At 67.0% G+C, this 24,256-nt stretch carries 27 protein-coding genes; 8 read left to right on the top strand and 19 right to left on the bottom strand.

The genetic code is table 11. From position 1 onward, the window contains the following. Nucleotides 1-30 precede the first annotated feature (30 nt). The 6 genes from GNX71_RS00350 to GNX71_RS00325 all read right to left on the bottom strand — a co-directional run bounded on the left by GNX71_RS00350 (nucleotide 31) and on the right by GNX71_RS00325 (nucleotide 6,387). Nucleotides 31-921 carry a VOC family protein gene (locus GNX71_RS00350; RefSeq protein ID WP_206176463.1) on the bottom strand — a complete coding sequence of 297 codons (891 nt, stop codon included), beginning with the start codon at nucleotides 919-921 and terminating at the stop codon, nucleotides 31-33. 30 nt (nucleotides 922-951) lie between these two features. Further along, entirely contained in the window at nucleotides 952-1,800 is an 849-nt protein-coding gene (locus tag GNX71_RS00345; protein WP_241027121.1) for an ABC transporter ATP-binding protein, read from the bottom strand. Beyond that, nucleotides 1,797-2,645: an ABC transporter ATP-binding protein gene (locus GNX71_RS00340; protein ID WP_206176461.1), complete on the bottom strand. Its 849-nt coding sequence runs from the start codon at nucleotides 2,643-2,645 to the stop codon at nucleotides 1,797-1,799. Before GNX71_RS00340 ends, GNX71_RS00345 begins: the two co-directional genes overlap by 4 nt. Then, nucleotides 2,629-3,207 (bottom strand): OsmC family protein, encoded by a 579-nt coding sequence (locus GNX71_RS00335; RefSeq protein WP_206176460.1) that lies wholly within the window; start codon nucleotides 3,205-3,207, stop codon nucleotides 2,629-2,631. The genes GNX71_RS00340 and GNX71_RS00335 overlap by 17 nt, the downstream gene beginning before the upstream one ends. A 17-nt stretch (nucleotides 3,208-3,224) precedes the next feature. Further along, a complete protein-coding gene (locus GNX71_RS00330) occupies nucleotides 3,225-5,054 on the bottom strand; it encodes an ABC transporter permease (protein WP_206176458.1) in 1,830 nt (609 codons plus the stop codon). Nucleotides 5,055-5,205: 151 nt separating this feature from the next. After that, nucleotides 5,206-6,387, bottom strand: coding sequence for an ABC transporter substrate-binding protein (locus tag GNX71_RS00325; RefSeq protein ID WP_206176456.1), 1,182 nt, complete (start codon nucleotides 6,385-6,387; stop codon nucleotides 5,206-5,208). A 160-nt stretch (nucleotides 6,388-6,547) separates the two neighbouring features. On the opposite strand from GNX71_RS00325, the gene GNX71_RS00320 reads away from it, so the two are divergent. Further along, entirely contained in the window at nucleotides 6,548-7,186 is a 639-nt protein-coding gene (locus GNX71_RS00320) for a GDSL-type esterase/lipase family protein (RefSeq protein ID WP_206176454.1), read from the top strand. A gap of 64 nt (nucleotides 7,187-7,250) precedes the next feature. On the opposite strand, the gene GNX71_RS00315 is transcribed toward GNX71_RS00320, so the two are convergent. The 3 genes from GNX71_RS00315 to GNX71_RS00305 are packed head-to-tail and all read right to left on the bottom strand — an operon-like array spanning nucleotide 7,251 to nucleotide 8,718. Next, nucleotides 7,251-7,601, bottom strand: coding sequence for a hypothetical protein (locus tag GNX71_RS00315; protein ID WP_206176452.1), 351 nt, complete (start codon nucleotides 7,599-7,601; stop codon nucleotides 7,251-7,253). After that, complete coding sequence (locus GNX71_RS00310) at nucleotides 7,598-8,203, bottom strand: cob(I)yrinic acid a,c-diamide adenosyltransferase (protein WP_206176450.1); 606 nt, start codon at nucleotides 8,201-8,203, stop codon at nucleotides 7,598-7,600. The genes GNX71_RS00315 and GNX71_RS00310 overlap by 4 nt, the downstream gene beginning before the upstream one ends. Before the next feature lie 14 nt (nucleotides 8,204-8,217). Then, complete coding sequence (locus GNX71_RS00305) at nucleotides 8,218-8,718, bottom strand: DinB family protein (protein ID WP_206176449.1); 501 nt, start codon at nucleotides 8,716-8,718, stop codon at nucleotides 8,218-8,220. Nucleotides 8,719-8,792: 74 nt separating this feature from the next. Here GNX71_RS00305 and GNX71_RS00300 point away from each other — a divergent pair, with 74 nt between their 5' ends. After that, entirely contained in the window at nucleotides 8,793-10,217 is a 1,425-nt protein-coding gene (locus GNX71_RS00300; protein WP_206176448.1) for an FAD-linked oxidase C-terminal domain-containing protein, read from the top strand. Between the two features lie 81 nt (nucleotides 10,218-10,298). Here GNX71_RS00300 and GNX71_RS00295 read toward each other — a convergent pair whose 3' ends face one another. The 10 genes from GNX71_RS00295 to GNX71_RS00250 all read right to left on the bottom strand — a co-directional run bounded on the left by GNX71_RS00295 (nucleotide 10,299) and on the right by GNX71_RS00250 (nucleotide 18,501). Beyond that, a complete protein-coding gene (locus GNX71_RS00295) occupies nucleotides 10,299-11,192 on the bottom strand; it encodes a CsgG/HfaB family protein (protein ID WP_206176446.1) in 894 nt (297 codons plus the stop codon). A 112-nt stretch (nucleotides 11,193-11,304) separates the two neighbouring features. Further along, nucleotides 11,305-12,246, bottom strand: a complete 942-nt coding sequence (locus GNX71_RS00290; protein WP_206176445.1) for a ParB/RepB/Spo0J family partition protein — start codon at nucleotides 12,244-12,246, stop codon at nucleotides 11,305-11,307. Beyond that, a complete protein-coding gene (locus GNX71_RS00285; RefSeq protein WP_206176443.1) occupies nucleotides 12,246-12,791 on the bottom strand; it encodes an alpha/beta hydrolase in 546 nt (181 codons plus the stop codon). The genes GNX71_RS00290 and GNX71_RS00285 overlap by 1 nt, the downstream gene beginning before the upstream one ends. A gap of 42 nt (nucleotides 12,792-12,833) precedes the next feature. Continuing rightward, nucleotides 12,834-13,748, bottom strand: coding sequence for a ParA family protein (locus GNX71_RS00280; protein ID WP_206176442.1), 915 nt, complete (start codon nucleotides 13,746-13,748; stop codon nucleotides 12,834-12,836). 22 nt (nucleotides 13,749-13,770) lie between these two features. After that, nucleotides 13,771-14,385 carry a LysE family transporter gene (locus tag GNX71_RS00275; protein ID WP_206176440.1) on the bottom strand — a complete coding sequence of 205 codons (615 nt, stop codon included), beginning with the start codon at nucleotides 14,383-14,385 and terminating at the stop codon, nucleotides 13,771-13,773. Between the two features lie 114 nt (nucleotides 14,386-14,499). After that, nucleotides 14,500-15,141, bottom strand: coding sequence for a 16S rRNA (guanine(527)-N(7))-methyltransferase RsmG (gene rsmG, locus GNX71_RS00270; protein ID WP_206176439.1), 642 nt, complete (start codon nucleotides 15,139-15,141; stop codon nucleotides 14,500-14,502). Next, the gene (gene mnmG / locus GNX71_RS00265) at nucleotides 15,138-17,096 is read right to left on the bottom strand and encodes a tRNA uridine-5-carboxymethylaminomethyl(34) synthesis enzyme MnmG (RefSeq protein ID WP_206176437.1); all 1,959 of its coding nucleotides are present in this window, start codon (nucleotides 17,094-17,096) and stop codon (nucleotides 15,138-15,140) included. The genes rsmG and mnmG overlap by 4 nt, the downstream gene beginning before the upstream one ends. A 174-nt stretch (nucleotides 17,097-17,270) precedes the next feature. After that, nucleotides 17,271-18,158 (bottom strand): transglutaminase family protein, encoded by an 888-nt coding sequence (locus GNX71_RS00260; RefSeq protein ID WP_206176436.1) that lies wholly within the window; start codon nucleotides 18,156-18,158, stop codon nucleotides 17,271-17,273. Between the two features lie 11 nt (nucleotides 18,159-18,169). Then, complete coding sequence (locus GNX71_RS00255; protein WP_206176434.1) at nucleotides 18,170-18,316, bottom strand: hypothetical protein; 147 nt, start codon at nucleotides 18,314-18,316, stop codon at nucleotides 18,170-18,172. Continuing rightward, nucleotides 18,316-18,501 (bottom strand): DUF1328 family protein, encoded by a 186-nt coding sequence (locus tag GNX71_RS00250; RefSeq protein ID WP_206176433.1) that lies wholly within the window; start codon nucleotides 18,499-18,501, stop codon nucleotides 18,316-18,318. Before GNX71_RS00250 ends, GNX71_RS00255 begins: the two co-directional genes overlap by 1 nt. Before the next feature lie 191 nt (nucleotides 18,502-18,692). On the opposite strand from GNX71_RS00250, the gene gstA reads away from it, so the two are divergent. The 6 genes from gstA (at nucleotide 18,693) to GNX71_RS00220 (ending at nucleotide 24,256) form a co-directional block, all read left to right on the top strand. Beyond that, on the top strand, nucleotides 18,693-19,301 hold the full coding sequence (gene gstA / locus GNX71_RS00245; RefSeq protein WP_206176431.1) for a glutathione transferase GstA: 609 nt from the start codon (nucleotides 18,693-18,695) through the stop codon (nucleotides 19,299-19,301). Nucleotides 19,302-19,445: 144 nt separating this feature from the next. Continuing rightward, nucleotides 19,446-20,228, top strand: coding sequence for an enoyl-CoA hydratase/isomerase family protein (locus GNX71_RS00240; RefSeq protein WP_206176429.1), 783 nt, complete (start codon nucleotides 19,446-19,448; stop codon nucleotides 20,226-20,228). Beyond that, nucleotides 20,225-22,048 carry an acyclic terpene utilization AtuA family protein gene (locus GNX71_RS00235; RefSeq protein ID WP_206176427.1) on the top strand — a complete coding sequence of 608 codons (1,824 nt, stop codon included), beginning with the start codon at nucleotides 20,225-20,227 and terminating at the stop codon, nucleotides 22,046-22,048. Before GNX71_RS00240 ends, GNX71_RS00235 begins: the two co-directional genes overlap by 4 nt. A 96-nt stretch (nucleotides 22,049-22,144) precedes the next feature. Continuing rightward, complete coding sequence (locus GNX71_RS00230) at nucleotides 22,145-23,248, top strand: alkene reductase (RefSeq protein ID WP_206176426.1); 1,104 nt, start codon at nucleotides 22,145-22,147, stop codon at nucleotides 23,246-23,248. Between the two features lie 61 nt (nucleotides 23,249-23,309). Beyond that, entirely contained in the window at nucleotides 23,310-23,795 is a 486-nt protein-coding gene (locus GNX71_RS00225; RefSeq protein ID WP_206176424.1) for a RidA family protein, read from the top strand. Beyond that, the gene (locus tag GNX71_RS00220) at nucleotides 23,792-24,256 is read left to right on the top strand and encodes a GNAT family N-acetyltransferase (RefSeq protein ID WP_206176422.1); all 465 of its coding nucleotides are present in this window, start codon (nucleotides 23,792-23,794) and stop codon (nucleotides 24,254-24,256) included. The genes GNX71_RS00225 and GNX71_RS00220 overlap by 4 nt, the downstream gene beginning before the upstream one ends.

Below are 24,256 nucleotides of genomic sequence, written 5' to 3'. Positions count from 1 at the left end.
GACCGGCGGGTGCCACCATCACCAGGGCCGTCAGCCTCCGACCATGCTGTTGACCCGGTGACTGCGCGCGCCGTGCTTCACGTGGAGATCCACCGGCGGCAGGTCGAGTTCGATCAGTGCGCCATGCGTTCCCGCCAGGTCGAGCACGCCGGTCGACTTCGGCGCCTCGGTGTGCAGCACCACCGCATACGGCCCTTCGCCGCGCGCCGCAAGCCGCTGCGCGAGCGCATCGCCGCCCTCCTTCTCGACCGCGGCGTTCTCGCGCGGCGACGACAGCACCAGCACGCTGCCGCCCAACGCAATGACCGCCACGCGCACATTGCTGCCGGGCACGGCCACAGGCTCGCCGATGTGCGTGGCGGCATCGTCGGGCACAGGGCCGAGCAGCGCGCGGTAGCGCGCCAGCGTGGCATCGAGATCGCGCACCGCGACCGCAAGGCTCGCCACGCCGAGCGTGCCGTTGGCATGCACGCGCACCTTGCCTTCGGGCACGCGCAGATGGCGCGGCGTGAGATCGCCGCACAGGAAAGGCAAATCGGCCGAGGGCGCACGCGCCGTCTGCCAGCGCAGGCGTTCGCCGTCGGGGCGCACGCGGCCGCCATCGAGCGGGCCGTCGAGCGCGAGGCCGCGCGCCTTCGCATCGTCCACGGTGACCGCGGTGCTGCGCGGCAACAGCGCGAAATCGACGATGCCTTCGCCATGCCGCTGCAGCAATTGCCACCAGCGCTCGGTGGGTGACGGTTCGCGCCAGGCGATCAGCTCGAAGTAGCTGCCGTCCTCGAACACCACCAGCGCGTTGTGCGTGGCGCGGCCCGGATGGGCACCGCCGCGCACCACGTGGAACCCGAGCGCGCCGTAGTCGGCGATGGTGCGTTCGAGGTCGTGCACCGCGATCACGATGTGGTCGAGTTTCAATGCCATGGTGGGTTCTCCCTGTGTGCGTTCGTTCATTCAGGAGGCGGTGCGGGCAGCGCCCTCGCCGCCGAGGTAGGCATCGCGGATGCGCGCATCGGCCAGCAGCTCGCGCGCCGGCCCCGAGAGCACGATGCGCCCGGTCTGCAGCACGTAGCCGTGGTGCGCGATCTGCAGCGCGAGGCTCGCGTTCTGCTCGACCATGAAGACCGAGACGCCCTGGCCGTTGATGCGCGCGATGAGCTCGAGCACCTTGTCGACATACAGCGGCGACAGGCCCATCGTCGGCTCGTCCATGCAGATGAGCTGCGGCCGGCCCATGAGCGCGCGCGCCATCGCCACCATCTGCTGCTCGCCGCCCGAGAGCGTGCCCGCCTGGAACTCGATGCGCTCGGCCACGCGCGGGAACAGCTCGAGCATGCGTTCGAGGTCTTCGGCCACGGCCTTGCGATCGCTGCGCGCATAGGCGCCCATCAGCAGGTTCTCGCGCACGGTCATCGCGGAGAAGAGCCGCCGCGCCTCGGGCACCGAGCCGATGCCCTTGCGGATGATCTGCGGCGTGCCGAGGCCGAGCATCGACTCGCCGTTGAAGTTCACTTCGCCCGAGCGCGGCTTGAGCAGGCCGAGCACGATCTTCATCGTGGTCGACTTGCCGCTCGCGTTGCCGCCGAGCAGGCTCACGATCTGGCCCTTGCGCACTTCGATGTCGAGGTCGAAGTGCGCCTGCACGGGGCCGTAGAAGCTGTTGACCTTGCGCAGTTGGAGCAGCGGTTGCTTCGCGTCGAAAGATGCAGGAGGTGCCGCGGTGCGTTCGGGCAGTCCTTCGTCGCGACCTTCGCCCCAGAGCGACGAAGGCGGAAGACCCGTGCGGGCGACGGTGGCGATCATGCGGGCACCGCCTCTGCCTGTGTTTGACCGACGTGGCGATGGCCGAGGTAGGCCTCGATCACGGCCGGATCGTTGCGCACTTCATCCGGCAATCCCTCGGCGATCTTTCGCCCGTCGTCGAGCACGGCCACACGATCGGACAGTTGCATCACGAGGTCGAGCTTGTGCTCGATCAAGAGGATGGTCTGCCCGCGCGACTTGAGGCCGCGAATGATCTCCAGCATCTCTGCGGTTTCGCTCTCGTTCATGCCGGCCGTGGGTTCGTCGAGCAGCAACAACCGCGGCTTGAGTGCGAGCGCACGTGCGATCTCGACGCGGCGTCGGTTCGCATACGAGAGGCTGTACGCGGGATGGTCGATGCGCGGCGCGAGCCGTTCGCCGAAGAGCGCGATGATTTCGAGCGCGTCCTTGCGCAGCGCTTCTTCCTCGCGCCGCACGGCGGAAGGCTGCAGCAGCGCGAGCGCCAGCTCAGCCAAGGCGCCCAGGCCCGGCACGCCGCCGACACGCGGTTTCACGGCGCGCAGCCGCGTGTGCGCACCGACCAGTACGTTGTCGAGTACCGAGAGATTCGCGAACACGCGGCCATGCTGGAAGGTGCGCGCAAGTCCGCGTTGCGCGAGCTGCTGCGCAGGCAGGCCGGTGATGTCCTGCCCCTCGAACAGCACCTGCCCCGCATCGGGCCGGTCGAGGCCGGTCACGAGGTTGAAAAGCGTGGTCTTCCCTGCCCCATTCGGCCCGATCACGCTGAGCAGCTCGCCCTCGCCCACCTGAAGGTCGACCGCGTTCACCGCAGTCAACCCGCCGAAGCGGCGCGTGAGGCCCTTGATCTCAAGCAGCGATGGCATCGCCCGCTTCCTGCGGCGCATTCGCCGCTTCCGCCTTCGAATTGACGAGCTTCACCTCGGCGCGAATCGTCTGCGGATTGCGCAGCAGGTTGAGGATCGGACAGTTGCGCTCCACCGCTTCGAACAGCGCGTCGATCTCCTCGCGGCTCGCAGGCGAATCGATGTGCACCGTGTAGCCGATCTCGTGCGGCCAGATCGGCGTTTTCTCGTGGCCCGGCTTGCCGCCGCGCGGATCGATGAGGCCGGTCACTTCCACCTCGAGGCTTTCGAGCGGCACCTGGCGCTCCGCGGCCTGGATCAGGAAGATGTGCGTGACGCAGGTGCCAAGCACGCCGAGCTGCAGTTCGGGCGAACTCGGTCCCAGGTTGTAGCCCGCGAAATCGGGCGGGCTGTCGCTGATGACCTGGTGCTCGCGAATGCGCAGGCGCCGCACGCCGCTGCGGCCCTCGGCCTTCACGCTGGCCTTGAGTTGCACAGGCTGCGCGGTGCCCGCTTCGACGGCGGCATTGCGTGCCAGCACGGCGGCGCGTTTCTCGGCAAGGTAGTCGTTGAGGTGGCTCATGGTGTGTGGTTCTTTCTTCAGACGGTGCCCAGCAGGCCTTGTGGGCGGAAGCGGATCAACAAGAGCAATGCGACCCCGTAGATCAGCATCCGGTACTCGGCCGTCACGCGGAACAGCTCGGGCAGGCTCACGAGCGCAACCGCGCCGAGCAACGCACCGCTGATGTTCCCGAGCCCACCGAGGATCACCATCGTGAGCGCGAGGATCGAGATCTGCGAGCCGAAGGTCTCGTGGTTGATGTACGAGTACATGTGCGCGGTGAAGGCGCCGCTCACGCCGGCCGCGAAGCCGCCGAAGCCGAAGGCCAGCGCCTTGTAGCGGTCGGGGCTCACGCCGTAGGCGCGCGCGGCCACTTCGTCTTCGCGCACCGCGCGGAAAGTGCGGCCGAGGTGCGAGCGCAACAGGCGCCACTGCAGCAGGGCCAGCAGCACCATCGCGCCGAACGACGCCCAGTAGATCGCCTCGTTCGACGACGCATCGCGCCCGAACAGCGAGAGCGGCGGAATGCCCGAGACGCCGATCGGACCGCGCGTGAGGCTTTCCCAATTGAGGATGGTGAGCGCCACGATCTCGCCGATGCCGAGCGTGGCGATCGACACGTAGTGCCCGCGCAGCCGGAACGCCGGAAAGATCAGCGCAGTGCCGATCAGCGAAGTGAGGATGCCCGCGAGCACGATGCCCGTGCCCACCGGCAGGTGCAGGTCGAGCACCAACAGCGACGACGCATACGCGCCGATGGCCAGCAGCCCCGCATGGCCGAGCGAGATCTGCCCGATGGTGCCGGCCACGAGCGTGAGACTCAATGCGAGCGCGCCGTAGAGCCACGCATTGGTGAGCGTCTGCAGCAGGTACGGCGATGGATCGAAGAACGGCAACGCCACCGCCGCGGCGAAGAGCGCGAGCAGCAGCCTGCGCGGCACATGCCACGGCTTGCTCGGCGCGATGAAGGTGCCGGTGAGCGGCTCGGGCGGCAACGCGCGCTTGCGGCCGAAGAGACCATTGGGCTTCCATACCAGGATGACCAGCAGCAGTGCGAACGCAAAGAGGTTGCGGTAGGGCGTGCCGAGGATCGCCACGCCATAGCTTTCGATCAGCCCCAGCAGCAGGCTGCCGACGATGGCGCCCGGCACATTGCCCACGCCGCCGACGACAGTGGCCACCACACCCTTGAGCGTCGCCTGGAAGCTCATCGCCGGGCTGATGTTGTTGTAGTACATGCCCACCAGGAGGCCCGAGAGCCCGCCCAGCGCGGCGGCGATGGCGAAGACGGTCTGGTTCACGCGGTCGACGTCCACGCCCATCTGCTGCGCGGCATCGCGGTCCTGCGCGGTGGCGCGCACGGCCCAGCCGAGCTTCGTGAAACGCAGGAAGACGAACAGCACCGCCGCGCTCGCGATGCCGATGCCCGCGATCAGCAGGTCGAGCGCGCCGATGGTGCCGGTGCCGATCTTGAGGCGCCAGTCGGGCAGCTGCGTGGGCAGCGAGCGCGGGTCGGGGCTGAAGATGAGCTGCACGAGGATATCGAGCACGAAGCTGATGCCGATGGTGGCCAGCAGCGGCGCGATGCGCGCGGCGCCCTGCAGCGGCCGAAGCCCCACGCGCTCGATCAGCATGCCCAGCGCGCCCGAGCCCAGCACCACCAGCAGGATGGTCACCGGCAGCGGCGTGTGCAGGTAGGTGATGCTCGCCCAGCCGATGTACGCGCCGACCGTGTAGACCGACCCGTGCGCGAAGTTGATCAGGTGCGAAACCCCGAAGATCAGCGCGAGCCCGACCGCCAGCAACGCATAGATGTTGCCGATGATCAGGCCATTGACCGTGTAGTCGAAGAACGAGGTGAAGCTCATGCGGCGCCCGCCTTGCCCCCTCTCCCGCTTGCGGGAGAGGGTTGGGGTGAGGGTGCGGCGGCCGATGCAAGGAGCTGCTGCATATCGAATGCTGCTGCCCTCACCCTAGCCCTCTCCCGCAAGCGGGAGAGGGAACAACGCGGGAGACCACTCATTTGGACAACGCCACGGCCGCCTTCTCGTCGATCTGCGCCCACTTGCCGTCCTTGACCACCAGGTTCACGCTCTTCACGCCGATCACGCGGCGTGTCTGCGCGTCGAAGCTGGCCTTGCCGAAGATGACGCTGGGCACGTCCTTGATCTTGTAGAACGCATCGCGCACCGCCTTGCGGTCGGCCTTCGGGCCGGCCTGGCGCAGCGCGGCGGCGGCGTACACCACGGCGTCGTAGGCGTAGGCGTTGAAGGCGTCGGGCTCCTTGCTGTACTTGGCGCGGAAGCTCTTCACGAACTCCTGTACTTCGGCACGCGGCTCCTCGGGGAAGAAGGCGGTGTTGGTGTGGATGCCATTCACGGCCGCGCCGCCGAGCTCGACGAACTTGGGCGAATACACCGAGCCCACCGCCGCGATCGGTTGCTTGAGCCCCACGCTGCGTACCTGGCCCGCGATGAGCGCGCCGTCGGGGTAGTAGGAGATCAGCACCAGTCCGTCGGGGTTGGCGTCGCGCACGCGCACCAGCGTCGAGCGGAAGTCTTTCTCGTCGGGCTGGTAGCCCTCGGCGATGGCGAGCTGCGCGCCGCGCTCCTGCGCGGCCTTCACGAGCACGTCCTTGCTGGTGCGGCCCCAGTCGGTGTTGAGGTACAGCACCGCGATGCGCTTGAAGCCCAGCGTCTTCACCGCGAGGTCGGCGAGCAGCGGCTGCGCATCGGCCTGGCTGATCGACGGGCTCCAGATGTAGTCGCCGCCCTTGGTGAAGTCGGGGTGCGAGTTGGTGAAGCCCAGTTGCACCAGGCCCGCGCGCTGGTAGATCGGCGAGGCGGCCATCGAGGCGGGGCTCGAGAAATCACCCAGCTCGATGAGCACGCGCTTGTCGTTCACCAGCTTCTGCGCGATGGCCACCGACTGACGCGGATCGCTCTGGCTGTCTTCGAAGTTGTAGGCCAGCGGCCGGCCGTGGATGCCGCCCTGCGCATTGATGTGGTCGAGCGCGAGATCGAAGCCCGCCTTCCATTGCGCGCCGTACTGCGCGTTCTGTCCGGTGAGCGGGCCGCTCACGCCGAACCACACCGGCTCGCCGGTGGCGGGTGCGGCAAGGGCTGCGAAGGGCGTGGCCAGGAGCACGGCGGAGAGTGCGACCACATGGCGCAGGAAGCGATGGCGATTGAGTTGCGGCATGGTGTCGGACCTCGGTGATGAATGAGCGTGCAGGGCGACGATTCTTCGCCCCGCCCCCCGACCGGGGAACGAACAAAAACGGGGAGGCTTATGCGCTTTCCGAGCAAGCGAAGGGTCAATGCCGACGGGCCACGCCGCCCGCGTTTAAGCTGCGCGCTCCATGAAGCGACGACACCTCCTCCAACTGATGTGCGGCGTGCCGGCCGCGGCCGTCCTGGCCGCCTGCGGCAAGCGCAAGCCCTCCGCCGCAGCGCTCAAATCCGATGCCCGCGTGCTGGCGATCGGCGACAGCCTGACCTTCGGCTACGGCGCGCCGCCCGATGCCTCGTGGCCCGTGAAACTGGGCGAGATCACCGGCTGGCAGATCGAGAACGCGGGCGTCAACGGCGACACCTCGGCCGGCGCATTGCAGCGCCTGCCGTCGCTGCTGGCCGCGGGCAGCTACGACGCGATCCTGATCGGCATCGGCGGCAACGACATGCTGCGCGGCGTGTCGGCCTCGGCCACGCGCGACAACATCGCGGCGCTCGTGAAAGAGGCGCGCGAGCACACGCCGCATGTCGCACTGCTGGCGACGCCCGCACCCGATGCGATGCGCGCGTTCGTCGGGTCACTGAGCGATGCGCCGTTCTACGAAGAGGTCGCGAAGTCGGGGCAGGCGCTGCTCATCGCCAATGTGTATTCGAGCGTGCTGTCGGATACGTCGCTGCGCTCCGATCGCATCCACGCCAATGCAGAGGGCTACGCGAAAGTGGCGCAGCTGCTCGCGGATCAGTTCAAGGCCGCGGGCTGGCGCTGAGGCTCAGGCGGCAAGCTGCAGCAGGTTATCGCGGCAAAGCTGCCACCCAGAGCAAAGCAAGCCTTCAGGGCGCATTGCCCTGCGGTCCCACAGGCGGTGGCGCCGCACGCCCGCTGGAGCCCGGCGCGAGCTTGCGGCCGAAGGCTTCGCCCACGTTGCGCACCGGCCGGCTGGCACGGGCCGACACGTTGTTGACGCCACGTCGCGTCGCGTCTTCCGCGCGGTCGATGCCGCGCCCGGCGGCGTTGGTTCCACGCTGGACACCATTCACCACCTTGCTGTTTCGCGGCGGCGGCTTGAGCGTGTGTGCACGCTCTGCCTTGGGTGGGTTGTCTGCGCTCTGCGCGTGGACGGCCGCAGTTGGCAGCAGAAGGAACGCTGCTGCAAGCGCAAGGGTGTGCGTGGGCATCTTCATGACGGGCTTCCTTCTTCGTCGTTGGCGTCAGTGGCATCGGCGGCGGCCGCGCGCGCCATGCGCTCGCTCTTCCAGTACACGTCGTCGCCGCCATCCATGCGATTGAGCACGCGCGCGAGCACGAAGAGCAGATCGCTGAGCCGGTTGAGGTACTGGCGCAATGCGTCGTTGAGTTCCGCGGTGGCGCCGAGTGCCACCACCGCGCGCTCGGCCCGTCGCGCCACGGTGCGGCACACATGCGCGAGCGAGGCGGCGCGCGTGCCGGCCGGGAGGATGAACTCGGCCAGGCGCGGCAAGGCGGCGTTGTGGTCGGCCAGCGCGTTGTCCAGCTGCAGCAGCGCCTCGGGCTTGAGCAGCGTGAAACCGGGCATCGAGAGTTCGCCGCCGAGGTTGAAGAGCTGGTGCTGCACGTCGACCAGCAGCTCGCGCACGGCCTCGGGCATGGGCTCGCAGAGCAGCACGCCGATCTGCGAATTGAGCTCGTCCACATCGCCCATCGCGTGCACGCGCAGATGGTCCTTGGGCACGCGGGTGTTGTCGCCCAGGCCTGTGGTGCCGTCGTCGCCGGTGCGGGTGGCGATCTGGGAAAGTCGGTTGCCCATGGGCTCGCTCCTGGTTATGCGGGGACCGTCGAGGCGTCGATCTTGCCGGCCAGCCATTGCAGGCCTGCAAGATGCTGCTGGTCGTGGCTGCAGAGGTAATGGATGAGGCTGCGCATCGTGAGCGGGCCGTAGCCTTCGAAGACGGCCGTGCGCGCGAGTTGCGCGTCAGTCAGGCTCGAGATGATTTCCATCGTCTGCATGCGTGCGAGGCGGAAATCGGCCAGCACCTGCTTCGCGTCGGCAACGCCGTAGTTGCGCTCGATGGCGAGCGGTTCACTGTCGATCGAGGCCAACGTCGGCCGGTTCTCGGCGAGCGTGCGCCGAAAGCGCACGTGGTAGCCCTCGATCTCGATGTCGCGCACATGGCACAGCTGCTCGATGGCGGTGAAGGCTTCGCTGGGCACGCCCTCCCACGAGGGCGGCGCCCAGCGCCTGAAAGCCTCGGGAATGGCCGCGTAGTGGGCCTCCAGTTGCAAGGGGAAGGCCGCGAGGGCGTTGAGGGTCGTGGGGTTCATCATTTTTTCTGAAGCGCATTATGGTGCTCGCTCCGTAAAATGGCCGATCCCCCTCACCCGTCAGGAGACTCCCGATGAACGCCCCGACCCAAACCTCGCACCTGATGCCGGAGCTTCATCTGCGCGACGTCCCGGCCAGCCTGATCGACGGGCTCAAGGCGCGCTTCGGCGCCAACTGTTCCACGGCGATGGCGGTGCGCACCCAGCACGGGCGCGACGAATCGTCGTTCGATGCACCGCCGCCCTCGGCCGTGGTGTTCGCCGAGAGCACGCTGGACGTGGCCGATGCCGTGAAGCTCGCGAGCGAGCACAGCGTGCCGGTCATCCCCTTCGGCGTTGGCTCCTCGCTCGAAGGCCACCTCCTGGCGGTGCAGGGCGGCATCAGCATCGACGTGTCGCGCATGAACAAGGTGCTGTCGATCAACGCCGACGACCTCACGGTGACGGTGCAGCCGGGCGTGACGCGCAAGCAGCTCAACGAGGAGATCAAGAGCACGGGCCTGTTCTTCCCCATCGATCCGGGCGCGGACGCCTCCATCGGCGGCATGACGGCCACGCGCGCGAGCGGCACGAACGCGGTGCGCTACGGCACGATGCGCGAGAACGTGCTGGCGCTCGAGGTGGTGACGGCTGCGGGTGAAGTCATCCGCACCGGCACGCGTGCGAAGAAGTCGTCCGCCGGCTACGACCTCACGCGCCTGATGGTGGGCAGCGAGGGCACGCTGGGCGTGGTCACCGAAGTCACGCTGCGCATCTATCCGCTGCCTGAAGCCGTGTCGGCGGCCATCTGCTCGTTCCCGAGCATCGAGGCTGCGGTGCGCACCACCATCGAGACGATCCAGCTCGGCGTGCCGATCGCGCGCGTGGAACTGATCGACGTGAACACGGTGCGCATGGTGAACGCCTACGCCAAGCTGAACCTGCGCGAAGAGCCGATGCTGCTGATGGAATTCCACGGCTCGCCGGCCGGCGTGAAGGAACAGGCCGAGACGGTGCAGGAGCTCGCGAGCAGCCACGGCGGCAATGCCTTCGAATGGGCCAGCACGCCGGAAGAACGCACGCGCCTGTGGACCGCGCGGCACAACAGCTACTTCGCGGCGGTGCAGTCGCGCCCGGGCTGCCGCGTGATTTCCACCGACACCTGCGTGCCGATCTCGCGCCTGGCCGATTGCCTGCTCGACTCGGTGGCCGAGGCCGATGCGAGCGGCATCCCCTACTTCCTCGTCGGCCACGTGGGCGACGGCAATTTCCACTTCGGTTATCTGCTGGACCCGAACATTCCCGAAGAGCGCGTGAAGGCCGAGGCGCTGAACCACGCACTCGTGAGCCGCGCGCTGGCGCTCGAAGGCACCTGCACCGGCGAGCACGGCGTCGGTCTGCACAAGATGGACTTCCTGGTCACCGAGGCGGGTGTCGGTGCGATCGACATGATGCGCACGATCAAGCGTGCGCTGGATCCGAAGAACATCATGAATCCCGGGAAGATCTTCAGCCTCTGATTTATCTACGTCACATGAAAAAGCCCGGCGGCTCGCGAGAGCGCCGGGCTTTTTCGTGGCCCGAAGGCCAGCGTGTTTGGCTTACTTGCGGCGACGTGCCGGTGCCTGCTCCGGCGGCACATAGGTCTGCGATGGCGCAGCGCCGCCATCCACGCCGAGCCGACCGCCACCGCCGAGGCCCTGGCCGCGCACGGTCTGCGCCTTGTAGTTGCGCAGCGAACGGACCATCTGGTTGAAGGCGTCCATGAACGCGGCAGCGATCACCTTGCCCTGCGCCGTGTTGGTGTAGCCGCCGAGGCCACCGGCGCCGCTGCGGCCGGCCAGTCCACCGAAGGCGCCGAAGTCGGTCTTGGAGGCACTGCCTTCGGAGGCTGCGACCTGCACGCCCGAGCGGTTGTCGATGAGGGTCAGGAGCGCGCTGGCTTCCTTGGTTTGCAGGCTGCCGCCGACGGCTGCGAGCGCGCGGCCGCGGCCACCACCCACGAGGCCGCCGAGCGCACCGCCGATGCCGCCGGCATCGCTGTTGCTGAACACGATCTCGGGCGACAGGCCGTAGTCGGAGGCGACCATCTGGCCGCGGCCGAAGTTGCTGCCGCCGCGCATTTCACCCGATTGCTGCAGCGCGCGTTCGCGCGTCATGGCGTTCATGCCGGCTGCGCCGCGCTCGACCACGATGAAGCAGTTCGACTGCTGCACCAGCAAACGCAACAGGTTTGCAGTAGGCGGCAGGCGGTATTCGCCGGTGAGGATGGTGTACCAGCCCGCGCTCTGGTTCTCGATCAGCGACACCGTGCCGAGCGGCGATTCGCAGCGCTCGAGCTGGCTGCTTTCGCCGGCGGTGGACGAACCGGCGGCGCTGCCGGTGGCCATGGTCTTGGCCGACTGGCTGCCCATCTGCATGTCGGTGGTTGCGCAGCCGGTGAGAAGAAGCGCGCCGACGGCGATGGCCGCGAGCGGGAACTTGGTGAACGTCATGACAGGGACTCCCTCTGTTTTCAGATCTTGAGTTGGAAAAACCAGCGGTCGAGGATACGCGCAAAGGATTACGTTAATCAATCAAACGAATGACCCGTGCCGATTTCACAAACTAGGCCGTTCGGCGGATGCGATCGATCAATCCGTTGAGCGCTTCGATGGAGCCAAAGTGGATCGCGAGCTCGCCGCTTTCGCCGCGCTTCGTGCGCTTCTTGATGCGCACCTCGACCTCGGCGGTGAGCAGGTCGGCCAGCTCTTCCTCCACACGCTGCAGGTCGCGCGATTTCTCGCCGGCGTTGCCGCGGCGGGACGGCGTGAGGGTGAACTCGGCGGCCAGCTTCTTCACCAGCGCCTCGGCTTCGCGCACCGACATCTTTTTGGCGGCGATCTGGTTGGCCGCAGTGATCTGCGTGCCGCGGTCTAGCGAGAGCAGCGCACGGGCGTGGCCCATGTCGATGTCGCCGGCCATCAGCATCTGCTGCGCAGGTTCGGCCAGGTTCAAGAGGCGCAGCAGATTGCTGGCCGCGCTGCGCGAACGGCCCACGGCCTGCGCCGCCATTTCGTGAGTGAGCCCAAACTCGGCGACCAGGCGTTGCAGGCCTTGAGCCTCTTCCAACGGATTGAGGTCTTCGCGCTGGATGTTCTCGATCAGCGACATGGCCGCCGCCGCTTCGTTGGGCACGTCGCGCACCAGCACCGGCACGCTGTCCAGGCCCGCGAGCTTGGCGGCGCGGAAGCGCCGCTCGCCCGCGATGATTTCGTATTCGGCGTTCTTGGCCGCTGCCGATTCGGCATCGAGCCGGCGCACCAGGATCGGCTGCATGATGCCCTGCACCTTGATGCTCTCGGCCAGCTCGTAGAGCGCGCCTTCGTCCATGCGGGTGCGCGGCTGGTACACGCCGGCCACCATCTGGTCGAGCATCAGCGTGGTCGGGTTCGGCGGTGCGCCGCCCTCTTCCGTGCCAGCACCGTTGTGATCGGCGGCGGGTGCGGCCGTCGGGCCGAGCAGCGCTTCGAGTCCGCGGCCGAGGCCCTTGGGTTTCTTGGTCGCCATCAGTTCTTGTCTTTCGAAATGTCGTTCAGGAGTTGCCGGCCTTCGGGCCAGTCGCCCAGGCCGGATTCGGCGTTCAGGTGACTGCCCTTGCCGGCGTCGACGAAGCGTGCGCCCCAGTCCCTGGCCAGTTGCTGCGAGCGCGAAGCCTCGCAGTAAGGATCGTCGTTCGCGGCGATCAATACGGCCGGGAACGGCAGCGGCTGTCGCACGATCGGCGCCCAGCCGGGAATCAGTTGCCGAAGATCGTCGCGCTCCAGGTCGCCAGGCGCCACCAGCAATGCGCCGCGCACCTTGTGCGTGTTGCGCGAATGTGCAGCCCAGGCGGCGACGAGGATGCAGCCGAGGCTGTGCGCGGCAAAGGCCACGGGACCGGGGGCCGCCAACACTTCTTCCTCGAGCCGCGCGGACCAGTCACCGCGCAGCGGCCGCATCCATTCATGCTGGTCGACGCGACGATCACCATGGATCGATTCCCAGATGGTTTGCCAATGGCCGGGGCCGCTGTTCTGCCAACCCGGCAACAGCAGGATGCGGGAAACTGTCATTTGCTACGAACTTGATAGCGCCGTGCTGATTCGAGGCAGGCGTCAGAGGCTTTTTTCGGGGGTGGAGTCGGCGGCAGGCGCGGGCGCCAGCACGTCCTCGGGAATGGCCAGGTCGGGCGCGATGCGATCGACCGGTGCAATCGGCGGCGCGACGGCACCAGAGGTAAAGGCGCTCGCAGGCGGCAGCTTCTCGACCAACTCCTGCGCAAAGGCGATGAAAGCCTGGCTGCCCCGGGCGGCCGGATCGAACACCACGCCCGGCAGGCCGTAGCTCGGTGCCTCGGCCAGCCGCACATTGCGCGGGATCACCGTGTCGAACACCTTGTCGCCGAAGTGGGACTTGAGCTGCTCGCTCACCTGTTGCTGCAGCGTGATGCGCGGATCGAACATCACGCGCAAGAGGCCGATGATCTGCAAGTTCTTGTTGAGGTTGGCGTGCACCTGCTTGATGGTGTTGACCAGGTCGGTCAGTCCTTCGAGCGCAAAGTACTCGCACTGCATCGGCACGATCACGCCATGGGCGGCGCACAGGCCGTTGAGCGTGAGCAGGCTCAGGCTCGGCGGGCAGTCGATCAGCACGAAGTCGTACTCGGCGCCGACGGCCGCCAGCGCGGTGCGCAGGCGCTTTTCGCGGCGGTCGAGTGCCACCATTTCGACTTCGGCGCCGGCCAGTTCGCGGTTGGCACCCAGCACGTCGTAGCCGCAACCGCCCTCCACCAGCTTGTCCGCCTTGACACGCGCCTCGGCCACGGAAGCCGATTCGAGCAGCACGTCATACACCGTCAACTCCAGCTCGCGCTTGTCGATGCCCGAACCCATGGTCGCATTGCCTTGGGGATCGAGGTCGATCATCAGCACCCGCTGCCCCACCTTGGCCAGGCCGGCGGCGAGGTTGACGGTGGTGGTGGTCTTGCCGACGCCGCCCTTTTGGTTGGCAATACAGAAAATCTTGGCCATGTCGGTTCTGGAAATCGGTCGATCAGCGCGAGATCGCGAGCTTGACGCCGAAGGCGATCAGGAAAACACCAGCCAGCTTTTCCAGCGTGCCGGAAATGCGGCGATTGGCACGGATGCGCTCGGCGAGGAAGTGCGTGAGCAGCGTCGAGGTCAGGCCGTAGAGGAAGGTCAGCGCCGCGATCGTCACGGCCATCGCACCGAAAGTGACCAGTCCCTGGTGACGGGCCGGGTCGACGAACAGCGGAAAGAAGGCCATGTAGAACACGATGGCTTTCGGGTTCAGCAAGGTGATCGTGAATGCCTGACGGAAGAAATGGCTGGGCTTGATGTTGAGGATCGGCGCCGAGCCGGGCTTGGCGAGCAGCATCTTGATGCCGAGCCACGCCAGATAGGCTGCGCCCAGCCATTGCACCGCCTTGAACGCGGTCGGGTAAGCGGCCAGAACCGCCGACACACCAGCCACGGCAGCCCACAAAAGGCACTGGTCACCAACGATCACGCCCGTCGTCGCTGCCAATCCACCGCGAATTCCGCCTTTGCTGGTCGAGGTGATCAGCGCCAAATTGCCCGGACCGGGAATCAGGAGGAACAGGACGATGGCGGCGACAAACGCGCCGTAGTCAGCGATGCCAAACATGGAATTTGCCTCGAAGAAGAGAGCCAAGGGGAGGCGTCGAGTCTAAGCGAGGCCGGCGCGCGGAGGGCCGTTCGAACGCCGGCTTTTGCCGGCGGTGCCGCATCTTTTACGGAATCAGGCGGCCGCTTTGCGTGCCCAGACGATGCAGCGCTCGGCATCAAGGCCCGGGACCGTCAGTTGTTCCACGTGAAACACAGCCACTTCTGGCGGCAGAACCGCGAGTTCGTCGCCGGGATTCTTGCCCTTCATGGCGAGCCAGACGCCATCCGGCGTCAGCAGGTGCTTCGAGCCGTTGAAGAAATCCGGCAACGAAGCGAAGGCGCGCGAGCTGATCACGTTGTAGCTGCCTTCCAGCAATTCGACCCGTGCATGCAGTCCGCGGAGATTGGGCAGCTCCAGTTCGGCGGCCACTTGCTGGACGAAGGCGGCCTTCTTGGCCACGGCATCCAGGCAACTCACCTCGATGTCCGGCCGCATGATCGCGATGATCACGCCCGGCAGGCCGGCGCCCGAACCCACGTCGAGCAGCCTGCCCTTCTCCGGGTACTGGTGTTGAAGTGGCGAAATAACAGCCAGGCTGTCGAGCAGATGGTGCGTCATCACCCCTGCCGGATCGCGCACCGCCGTCAGGTTGTAGACCTTGTTCCACTTGAGCATCAGCGTGCCGTAGGCCAGCAATTGCTCGCCCTGCCGATCGGACAAGGTGACGCCGAGCGCTGCCGCGCCTTCGCGCAGCGTATCGATCGGCGCGCTCATTCGGCCGACTGCGGCTCGGTGGCAGCTTCCGTGGCGGCGTCGCGGGCGAAGGCTTTGTGCCCGCCCTTGCGCAGATGGATCATCAGGAGCGAGATGGCTGCCGGCGTCACACCGGAGATGCGCGAAGCAAGCCCCAGGGTTTCGGGCCGGTGCTTGTCCAGCTTCTGGCGCACCTCGAAGCTCAGGGCCTTGACCTGTCCGTAGTCGAAATCGGCCGGCAGTCGGAGGTTCTCGAAATGCGCGGCGCGCTCCACTTCGTCGTGCTGACGCTCGATGTAGCCGGAGTACTTCGCCGAGATTTCGATCTGCTCGATCTCGATTTCGGTCAGAGCGGAGGCCGCGCCGTACTTCCCGCCATCCAGCGACATCAGCGTTTCGTAGTTCACGTCGGGACGGCGCAGCAGATCGGCCAGGTTGTATTCGTGCTCGATGGCCTTGCCCAGCACGCGCTCCGACTCGGCCGCCGGCAGGTTGCGCGGGTTCACCCAGATCGACTTGAGCCGCTCTGTTTCACGTGAAACAGCGTCGCGCTTCCGGCTGAAAGCGTCCCAGCGCGCATCGTCCACCAAGCCCAGCTTGCGCCCTGCTTCGGTCAGGCGCATGTCGGCGTTGTCCTCGCGCAGCTGCAGTCGGAACTCGGCGCGGCTCGTGAACATGCGGTACGGCTCGGTCACGCCCTTGGTGATCAGGTCGTCGACCAACACGCCCAGGTAGGCTTCGTCGCGGCGCGGCAGCCAGGCATCCTCGCCGCGGCATTGGAGCGCGGCGTTGATGCCGGCGAACAAACCTTGGGCCGCGGCTTCTTCGTAGCCGGTCGTGCCATTGATCTGCCCGGCGAAGAACAGGCCCTTGACCGAACGGGTCTCGAAGCTGCTCTTGAGTTCGCGCGGATCGAAGTAGTCGTACTCGATCGCATAGCCCGGCCGCAGGATGTGCGCGTTCTCCAGCCCCGGCATCGAGCGCACCAGTTGGTACTGGATATCGAACGGCAGGCTGGTCGAGATCCCGTTCGGGTAGTACTCGTTGGTCGTCAGGCCTTCGGGCTCGAGGAAGATCTGGTGGCTTTCCTTGTCGGCGAAGCGGTTGATCTTGTCTTCGACGCTCGGGCAATAGCGCGGACCGACACCGTCGATCTTGCCGGTGAACATCGGGCTGCGGTCGAAGCCGGAGCGAATGATGTCGTGGGTGCGCGCATTCGTATGCGTGATCCAGCAGGCCATCTGGCGGGGATGCATGTCGGTGCGGCCCATGAAGCTGAACACCGGCATCGGCCCTGCCCCGCCGGGCATGCCGTCGCCGGGTTGTTCGGTGCACTTCGAGAAGTCGATGCTGCGGCCATCGAGCCGCGGCGGCGTGCCGGTCTTGAGGCGGCCTTGCGGCAGCTTCAGTTCCTTCAGGCGCGCCGACAGGCTGATCGCCGGCGGGTCGCCCGCGCGCCCAGCCTGGTAGTTGTCCAGGCCCACATGGATGCGGCCATCGAGGAAAGTGCCCGCGGTCAGCACCACGGTGCGCGCGCGGAAAGCGATGCCCACCTGCGTGACGGCGCCGACCACGCGATCACCCTCCACCATCAGGTCATCGACCGCTTGCTGGAACAGGCTCAGGTTCGGCTGGTTCTCCAGGCGATGGCGGATCGCGGCCTTGTACAGCACGCGGTCGGCCTGGGCGCGGGTCGCGCGAACGGCCGGCCCCTTGCTCGAATTGAGAATGCGGAACTGGATGCCCGCTTCGTCGGTGGCAATCGCCATCGCACCACCGAGTGCATCCACCTCTTTCACGAGGTGCCCCTTGCCGATGCCGCCGATCGACGGGTTGCAGCTCATCTGCCCCAGCGTCTCGATGTTGTGGGAGAGCAGCAGCGTCTTGGCGCCCATGCGCGCGGCGGCGAGCGCGGCTTCGGTGCCGGCATGGCCACCGCCGACGACGATCACATCGAATTCTTCGGGGTACAGCATTTGAAAGAGGGGCGCACTACTGAGACGCGTGCGCTGCGCAAAGGGCACCGATTTTAATCGGCGATGCCGCCTTGCGCCTGTTGTGTGGGCAAGCTAGGGGGCAATGCCAAACCGCCTGCACCTGCCCATGGATACTGGATAGTTTGCTACATTTTTAATAGCAAACTATTGTTGTCAGCCGGTGGTTTCCACCAGTTGGGTCACCGGCACCGGCTTTTCGATGCCGACCAGCGCGCCGCTGGGCGCAGGCGCGGCCGGCGGCGCGACGCTTTCGTCCTGCAGCTCGCGCACCACGATTTTCTTGTCCGTCATGCGCACCGCGCCGAAGATCGTGCAGAAGGCCACGTCCTTGGCGTCGCGCCCCGTGCCCACGCGCACCAGCCGGTCGACGGGCGCCATGCGCGTCGGATCGAACAGCACCCACTGCCCGCCGAGCCAGGCTTCGAACACGGCGTGAAAATCCTGCGGCGGTTCGTCGAACCACACATAGCCCACCACCAACCGCGCCGGAATGTTGAGCGCGCGGCAGAAGGTGATGCCCAGGTGCGCGAAGTCGCGACACACGCCCGCGCGTTCCACGAACACTTCGCGCGCGGTGGTGGTCGAGTCGCTGCTGCCCGGTTCGTAGGCGATGCTTTCGTGGATCCAGTCGACGATGGCCTGCACCCGGCCGATGCCCGGCGGCAGTTCGCCGAAGAGCTGCTGCGCGCAGCGCGACATCAGGTCCGACTCGCAATAACGCGTCGGCATCATGTAGTGCAGCACCTCGTCAGGCACTTCGCTGACCGGCACCTCGCGCAGGTCCGGCGGCACATGCACATGCGAGCGCTGCACCGTCGCCTTGTAGCCGATCTTCAGCGGCCCCGGCTTGGCATCGAAGCGGATGAAGCGATTGCCGCTGCCCTCGTCGCAGAACACCTGCATCTCGGTCGGTGGCTCGATGGTCAAGGTCTCTTCCACCACCGCCTGCGCGCCGGCGCGCGCGGCCTCGATGTTGAGCAGCATGTGTGCGGGCGCCGCCACCTCGTAGTCGAGTTGCGCGTCGATGTGGGAAATGTGCATGGGAGTTTTCTTCAGGCCCGTCGTCGCCGCGAGCGGTGTTCGGGCAATTGCCAATGAGCCTGCGTCACGAGCAGCACCCGCAGCACACGGTGCGCGGGGCTCTGCAACAGCATGTCGAGCGACCGCGCCTGCGGCCACTTCGTCTTCAGACGCTGCATCAGTCCAGCGCCTTCTTCACCGCGCCCACGCCGAGGGCGGCGAGCACCACGAACAGCACGGCCAGCACGAGGAACAGGCCGAACAGCAGCTTGGCAATACCGGCCGCTCCCGCAGCCACGCCACCGAAGCCGAGCAAGCCGGCCACCAGCGAAACGACAGCAAAAATGATCGCGTACTTCAACATCCGAAACTCCTTGCAGCAGGCCTCGCCCACCGTGCGGGGGAGCTTAGAAAGCACGCCCCGCCTGCCCGATAGTCACCAGCCCCAAGCGGCCGTAGGACAAAAACGCGACGCCGCCAAACCCGCTAGCATGCCCCTCGGTTTCGCATAAAGATCAACCTCGTCATCCATCCATTTCCCTGGAGCCATTTCGCATGAAGCTGTATTACTCGCCCGGTGCCTGTTCCCTCTCGCCCCACATCGCACTGCACGAAGCCGGTCTCGCCTTCGAACCCGTGATGGCCAGCACCAAGAGCCACAAGCTGCAGGACGGCACCGACTACTACGGCATCAACCCGCTGGGCTATGTGCCGATGCTCGAACTGGACGACGGCACGCGCCTGCGCGAAGGCCCGGCCATCGTGCAATACATCGCCGACCTCGCACCCACCAAGAACCTCGCGCCCGCCGCCGGCACGCTGCAGCGCTATCGCCTGCAGGAGTGGCTCACCTTCATCGGCACCGAGATCCACAAGGGCTACAGCCCGTTGTTCAACCCGAACATGCCCGAGGAAGCCAAGACCATCTTCAAGGACAAGCTCAAGTCGCGCTACGAATGGCTCGACGGCCAGCTCGCCGAAAAGCAGTACCTGATGGGCGAGCATTTCAGCGTGGCCGACGGCTACCTGTTCACCGTGACCAACTGGACCAAGCCGACCGGCGTAGACATCTCGGCCTTCGCCAACGTGCAGGCCTGGCATGCGCGCGTTGCGGCCCGTCCGGCCGTGCAGGAAGCGATGAAGGCCGAAGGCCTGCTGAAGTAAACCGAAGCTCACAGAAGCAGCGAACCGGCCGGGCCCTCTACGGGAAAACCCGGGCCGCTTCAGCCACAAGCCGCACGATGCGGCTTTTTTTTCGCGTCACGCTACGGGCAGAACTCCAGAAGACCACCGAAGGAACCCAGCGCCATGGCCGAAACCCCTCCCACCGTCGAACTGCGCCAAGAGATGCGCGGGCCCGTCATGTGGCTCACCATCGACCGCGAGGAGCGGCGCAACGCGATCAACGGCGCTGTGCTCGCACGCCTGTCCGACGCGCTGGCACGCGCCAACAACGACACCGCGGTGCGCGCCGTCGTCATCACAGGTGCCGGCACGCGCGCCTTCTGCGCGGGCGCCGACCTGCAAAGCGGCACCTCCTTCAAGTTCGACTACGCGCAGCCCTACCAGGGCTTCGCCAACCTCTTCCGCCAGGCGCGCCACTCGACCGTGCCGCTCATCGCGCGCGTCAACGGCGCGTGCATGGCGGGCGGCATGGGGATCATGGCGATGTGCGACATGGCGGTGGCGAGCAGCAGTGCCGTGTTCGGCCTGCCCGAGGTGAAGGTCGGCCTCTTTCCCGCGCAGGTGCTCAGCGTGCTCGACGGCCTGCTGCCGCGCCGCGTGCTGGCCGAGATGTGCATCACCGGCGAACCCATCACCGCTGGTCAAGCACTCGAACATGGATTGATCAACCGCGTGAGCGACGACGTCGACGAGAGCGTCGACTGGCTGCTCGGACGCATGCTCGACAAGTCGCCCGCCGCCATCCGCCGCGGCCTCTACACGATGAAGAAGATCGAGGCGATGGCCTTCGAGGAATCGATGGCGTTCACCGAAAGCCAGATCGGCCTCTTCGCGCTCACCGAAGATGCGGCCGAAGGGCAGCTGGCCTTTCGCGAGAAGCGCAAGCCGCAATGGAGCGGCCGATGAGCAACGACAGCAAAGGCAACGACGAACGCATCGTCCGCATCGGCGGCGCCTCGGGCTTCTGGGGCGACAGCAGCGTGGGCGCGCCGCAGCTCGTGGCCAGCGGGCAGATCGACTACCTCGTGTTCGACTACCTCGCCGAGCTCACCATGTCGATCCTCGCGGGTGCGCGGCTCAAGAAGCCGGAGCTGGGCTATGCGACGGATTTCGTCTCGGTCGCGATGAAGTCGGTGCTCAAGGATGTCGTGAAACAGGGCATCCGCGTGGTGAGCAACGCGGGCGGCGTCAACCCGCAAGGCTGCGCCGACGCACTGGCCGCGCTCGCGAAAGAGCAAGGCATCGAACTCAAGATCGCGGTAGTGAGCGGCGATGACGTGTCCGCGCTGCTGCCGCAACTGTGCCAGGCCCAGCCGCCGGTGCGCGAACTGCAAAGCGGCGCAGCGCTGCCCGAACGCGTGCTCACCGCCAACGCCTACCTCGGCGCGCAGCCGATCCAGGCGGCGCTCGATGCAGGCGCGCAGGTCGTCATCACCGGCCGCTGCGTCGACTCGGCCGTCACGCTCGGCGTGCTGATGCACGAATTCAAGTGGCAGCCCGGAGACCACGACCTGCTTGCCGCCGGCAGCCTCGCGGGCCACATCATCGAATGCGGCTGCCAGGCCACCGGCGGCCTGCACACCGACTGGGACACCGTGCCCGACTGGCCCCACATCGGCTACCCGATCGTCGAGTGCAGCGCCGACGGCAGCTTTGTCGTCACCAAGCCCGCGGGCACCGGCGGCAAGCTCGTGCCCGCGGTGGTGGGCGAGCAGATGCTCTATGAAATCGGTGACCCGGCCGCCTACCTGCTGCCCGACGTGACGGCCGACTTCACGCAGGTGCGCATCGAGCAAGTCGGCGAGCACCGCGTGCGCGTGCATGGCGCGCGCGGTCGTGCACCGACCACGAGCTACAAGGTCAGCGCCACATATGTCGACGGCTTCAAGACCGCGGCGCAGCTCACCATCGTGGGCTTCGATGCGGCCGCGAAGGCGCGGCGCACGGGAGAGGCGATCCTCGCGCGTACCGGCGAGCTCTTCACGCAGTTCGGCTTCGGCCCCTACAGTGGCACGCACATCGAAATGCTGGGCGCCGAGTCCTGCTACGGCCCACATGCGAATGCGCAGGCGCTGCAGACGCGCGAGGTGGTGTTGCGGCTCGCGGTGACGCATCCGCGCAAGGAGGCGCTCGAACTGTTCGCGCGCGAGGTGGCGCCGGCCGGCACCTCGTGGTCTCCGGGCACCACAGGCGCCGGGGGTGGGCGGGCTTCCGTATCGCCATCGATCCGGCAATACGCCTTCCTGCTCGACAAGTCGCAGGTCGAGGCCAGCGTGAGCATCGATGGGCAGCGCATCGATGTGCCGCGCACCCTTGCACGCGCTGTCATCGATACCCCAATGCCGCGCCCCGCCAGCGCCACGCAACAAGCAGCGGCACCGGAGGCCATCGACACCGTCGAAGTCCCCCTCATCCGCCTCGCCTGGGCTCGCAGCGGCGACAAGGGCGACACCTCGAACATCGGCGTCATCGCGCGCCACCCCGCCCTGCTGCCGCTGCTGCGCGAACAGCTCACCGAAGCACGCGTGGCCGAGTGGCTCGCACACCTCGTCAAGGGCCGCGTCACGCGCTACGAGGTGCCGGGCATCGACGCCTTCAACTTCGTCTGCGAAGAAGCGCTGGGCGGTGGCGGCATGGCGTCGCTGCGGAACGACCCGCTCGGCAAGGGCATGGGGCAGATCCTGCTCGCCATGCCGGTGCGCGTGAGCGCCGCGCTGCTGCCCTGACCGTGCATTAACACCAATCGGGACAACCGTGCGACAGCAGGGTTGAGGCCGGGCGCTTAGCCTTGCGCCTGTTTCAACTCTGCTCCCTCATCCACGATGTCCACCCTTTTCGACCCCGTACAGGCCGGCGACCTGAAGCTCGCCAACCGCATCGTGATGGCGCCGCTGACGCGCAACCGCTCGCCCAACGCCGTGCCGCCCGAGCTGGCCGTCACCTACTACGCGCAGCGTGCCACCGCGGGCCTGCTGATCACCGAAGCCACCGCCATCAGCCACCAGGGCCAGGGCTACGCCGACGTGCCCGGCCTCTACGGCACCGAGCAGCTGGACGCCTGGAAGCGCGTGACCGACGCGGTGCACGCCGAGGGCGGCAAGATCGTCGTTCAGCTCTGGCATGTGGGCCGCGTCTCGCACACCGAACTGCAACCCGATGGCGGAAAGCCCGTCGCCCCCTCGGCCATCACCGCCAAGACCAAGACCGTGCTCATCAAGGGCGGCGTGCCGACCTTCGTCGAAACCTCCGAGCCGCGCGCGCTCGATGCCGGTGAACTGCCGGGCATCGTCCACGCCTACGCCGTCGCCGCCCGCAGCGCGGTGGAAACCGCCGGCTTCGACGGTGTCGAAGTGCACGGCGCCAACGGCTACCTGCTCGACCAGTTCCTGAAGGACGGCAGCAACAAGCGCACCGACGACTACGGCGGCCGCATCGAGAACCGCGCGCGCCTCTTGCTCGAAGCCACGCGCGCCGTCGTCGACGCGGTCGGTGGCGGCAAGACCGGCATCCGCCTGTCGCCCGTCACGCCTGCCAACGACGTGCACGACAGCGACCCGCAGCCGCTCTTCACCTACGTGGTCAAGCAGCTCGCGCAGCTGAACCTCGCCTACATCCACATCATCGAAGGCGCCACCGGCGGCCCGCGCGAGATCGAGGACCGCCCCTTCGACTACGAAGCCCTCAAGGCCGCGTACCGCGAAGCCGGCGGCAAGGGCGCATGGATGGTCAACAACGGCTACGACAAGCCGCTGGCCGACGAAGCCGTGAAGGAAGGCGACGACCTCGTGGCCTTCGGCAAGCCCTTCATCTCGAACCCCGACCTGGTGCGCCGCCTGCGCGAAAACGCACCGCTCAACGCGCTCGACAAGGCCACCATGTACGGCGGCGGCGCGAAGGGCTACACGGACTATCCGGCACTCGGCTGACGCCCCAAGGCCATGGCAAGATGCGGCGGATTTTTCGTGTCCGCCACAGGAGAGAAATGCCATGGCCCGCATCGAACAACGACTGGCCGCGCTCGGCCTCGTTCTTCCCCCGACCGTGACGCCGCCACCCGGCGTCGTGCTGCCTTTTCAGTTCGTGCGGCTCATCGGCCGCCGCGCCATCGTCTCGGGCCATGGCCCGCTCAACGCCGACGGCACCATCGCCGCGCCGCTCGGCAAGCTGGGCCGCGAGGTGACGGTCGAGCAAGGCTATGCGGCAGCACGCCTCACGGCCCTCGCGATGCTCGGCAGCCTGCAGCGCGCGCTGGGCGATCTTGATCGCATCACGGCCTGGACGCGCGTGTTCGGCATGGTCGCCTCGGCACCTGGCTTCGACAAGCAGCCCGCGGTGATCAACGGCTTCTCGGACCTCATCCTCGAACTCTTCGGGCCCGACATCGGCGCGCATGCGCGCAGTGCCGTGGGCATGGCGGAGCTGCCGTTCAACATCCCGGTCGAGATCGAGGGCGAGGTGGAGTTCGACGCGTGAGCCAAGGGACGGCATGGACCCTCCGCCGGGCCGACGCGGACGATGCGGCATCCATCGCCGAATGCGCCATCGAGGCCTTTCGACACTACATCCCGCGCCTCGGCCTCACGCCGATTCCGATGACCAAGGACTACCGCGCAGCCATCGCCGATGCGCAGGTCTGGGTCGCCACGCAGCAGAACGAAACCATCGCCGCGCTGGTGCTCGACATCACCGACGAAGGCTTCCTGATCGACGTGATTGCGGTGCGGCCGCAGCACCAGGGCACCGGCGTCGGCCGCGTCCTGCTCGAACTCGCCGAGCATGAAGCGCTCCGGCAAGGCCACGATTCGATCTACCTCTTCACCAACGAGAAGATGACCGAGAACCGCGCGCTCTACGAACGCATCGGCTATGTCGAATACAAGCGCGTCGCCTTCGCCGAGCGCACCCGCGTCTTCCTGCGCAAGCCCTTGAGATAA

Source organism: Variovorax sp. RKNM96, from assembly GCF_017161115.1.
Classification (GTDB): Bacteria; Pseudomonadota; Gammaproteobacteria; order Burkholderiales; family Burkholderiaceae_C; genus Variovorax.
This window is presented reverse-complemented; position numbering and strand designations above follow the sequence as displayed.

Excerpts from the sequence above, each read along its gene's own strand:
- GNX71_RS00350 (WP_206176463.1), bottom strand. The coding sequence starts at position 921 with ATGGCATTGAAACTCGACCACATCGTGATCGCGGTGCACGACCTCGAA.
- GNX71_RS00345 (WP_241027121.1), bottom strand. The coding sequence starts at position 1,800 with ATGATCGCCACCGTCGCCCGCACGGGTCTTCCGCCTTCGTCGCTCTGG.
- GNX71_RS00340 (WP_206176461.1), bottom strand. The coding sequence starts at position 2,645 with ATGCCATCGCTGCTTGAGATCAAGGGCCTCACGCGCCGCTTCGGCGGG.
- GNX71_RS00335 (WP_206176460.1), bottom strand. The coding sequence starts at position 3,207 with ATGAGCCACCTCAACGACTACCTTGCCGAGAAACGCGCCGCCGTGCTG.
- GNX71_RS00330 (WP_206176458.1), bottom strand. The coding sequence starts at position 5,054 with ATGAGCTTCACCTCGTTCTTCGACTACACGGTCAATGGCCTGATCATC.
- GNX71_RS00325 (WP_206176456.1), bottom strand. The coding sequence starts at position 6,387 with ATGCCGCAACTCAATCGCCATCGCTTCCTGCGCCATGTGGTCGCACTC.
- GNX71_RS00320 (WP_206176454.1), top strand. The coding sequence starts at position 6,548 with ATGAAGCGACGACACCTCCTCCAACTGATGTGCGGCGTGCCGGCCGCG.
- GNX71_RS00315 (WP_206176452.1), bottom strand. The coding sequence starts at position 7,601 with ATGAAGATGCCCACGCACACCCTTGCGCTTGCAGCAGCGTTCCTTCTG.
- GNX71_RS00310 (WP_206176450.1), bottom strand. The coding sequence starts at position 8,203 with ATGGGCAACCGACTTTCCCAGATCGCCACCCGCACCGGCGACGACGGC.
- GNX71_RS00305 (WP_206176449.1), bottom strand. The coding sequence starts at position 8,718 with ATGAACCCCACGACCCTCAACGCCCTCGCGGCCTTCCCCTTGCAACTG.
- GNX71_RS00300 (WP_206176448.1), top strand. The coding sequence starts at position 8,793 with ATGAACGCCCCGACCCAAACCTCGCACCTGATGCCGGAGCTTCATCTG.
- GNX71_RS00295 (WP_206176446.1), bottom strand. The coding sequence starts at position 11,192 with ATGACGTTCACCAAGTTCCCGCTCGCGGCCATCGCCGTCGGCGCGCTT.
- GNX71_RS00290 (WP_206176445.1), bottom strand. The coding sequence starts at position 12,246 with ATGGCGACCAAGAAACCCAAGGGCCTCGGCCGCGGACTCGAAGCGCTG.
- GNX71_RS00285 (WP_206176443.1), bottom strand. The coding sequence starts at position 12,791 with ATGACAGTTTCCCGCATCCTGCTGTTGCCGGGTTGGCAGAACAGCGGC.
- GNX71_RS00280 (WP_206176442.1), bottom strand. The coding sequence starts at position 13,748 with ATGGCCAAGATTTTCTGTATTGCCAACCAAAAGGGCGGCGTCGGCAAG.
- GNX71_RS00275 (WP_206176440.1), bottom strand. The coding sequence starts at position 14,385 with ATGTTTGGCATCGCTGACTACGGCGCGTTTGTCGCCGCCATCGTCCTG.
- rsmG (WP_206176439.1), bottom strand. The coding sequence starts at position 15,141 with ATGAGCGCGCCGATCGATACGCTGCGCGAAGGCGCGGCAGCGCTCGGC.
- mnmG (WP_206176437.1), bottom strand. The coding sequence starts at position 17,096 with ATGCTGTACCCCGAAGAATTCGATGTGATCGTCGTCGGCGGTGGCCAT.
- GNX71_RS00260 (WP_206176436.1), bottom strand. The coding sequence starts at position 18,158 with ATGCACATTTCCCACATCGACGCGCAACTCGACTACGAGGTGGCGGCG.
- GNX71_RS00255 (WP_206176434.1), bottom strand. The coding sequence starts at position 18,316 with ATGCAGCGTCTGAAGACGAAGTGGCCGCAGGCGCGGTCGCTCGACATG.
- GNX71_RS00250 (WP_206176433.1), bottom strand. The coding sequence starts at position 18,501 with ATGTTGAAGTACGCGATCATTTTTGCTGTCGTTTCGCTGGTGGCCGGC.
- gstA (WP_206176431.1), top strand. The coding sequence starts at position 18,693 with ATGAAGCTGTATTACTCGCCCGGTGCCTGTTCCCTCTCGCCCCACATC.
- GNX71_RS00240 (WP_206176429.1), top strand. The coding sequence starts at position 19,446 with ATGGCCGAAACCCCTCCCACCGTCGAACTGCGCCAAGAGATGCGCGGG.
- GNX71_RS00235 (WP_206176427.1), top strand. The coding sequence starts at position 20,225 with ATGAGCAACGACAGCAAAGGCAACGACGAACGCATCGTCCGCATCGGC.
- GNX71_RS00230 (WP_206176426.1), top strand. The coding sequence starts at position 22,145 with ATGTCCACCCTTTTCGACCCCGTACAGGCCGGCGACCTGAAGCTCGCC.
- GNX71_RS00225 (WP_206176424.1), top strand. The coding sequence starts at position 23,310 with ATGGCCCGCATCGAACAACGACTGGCCGCGCTCGGCCTCGTTCTTCCC.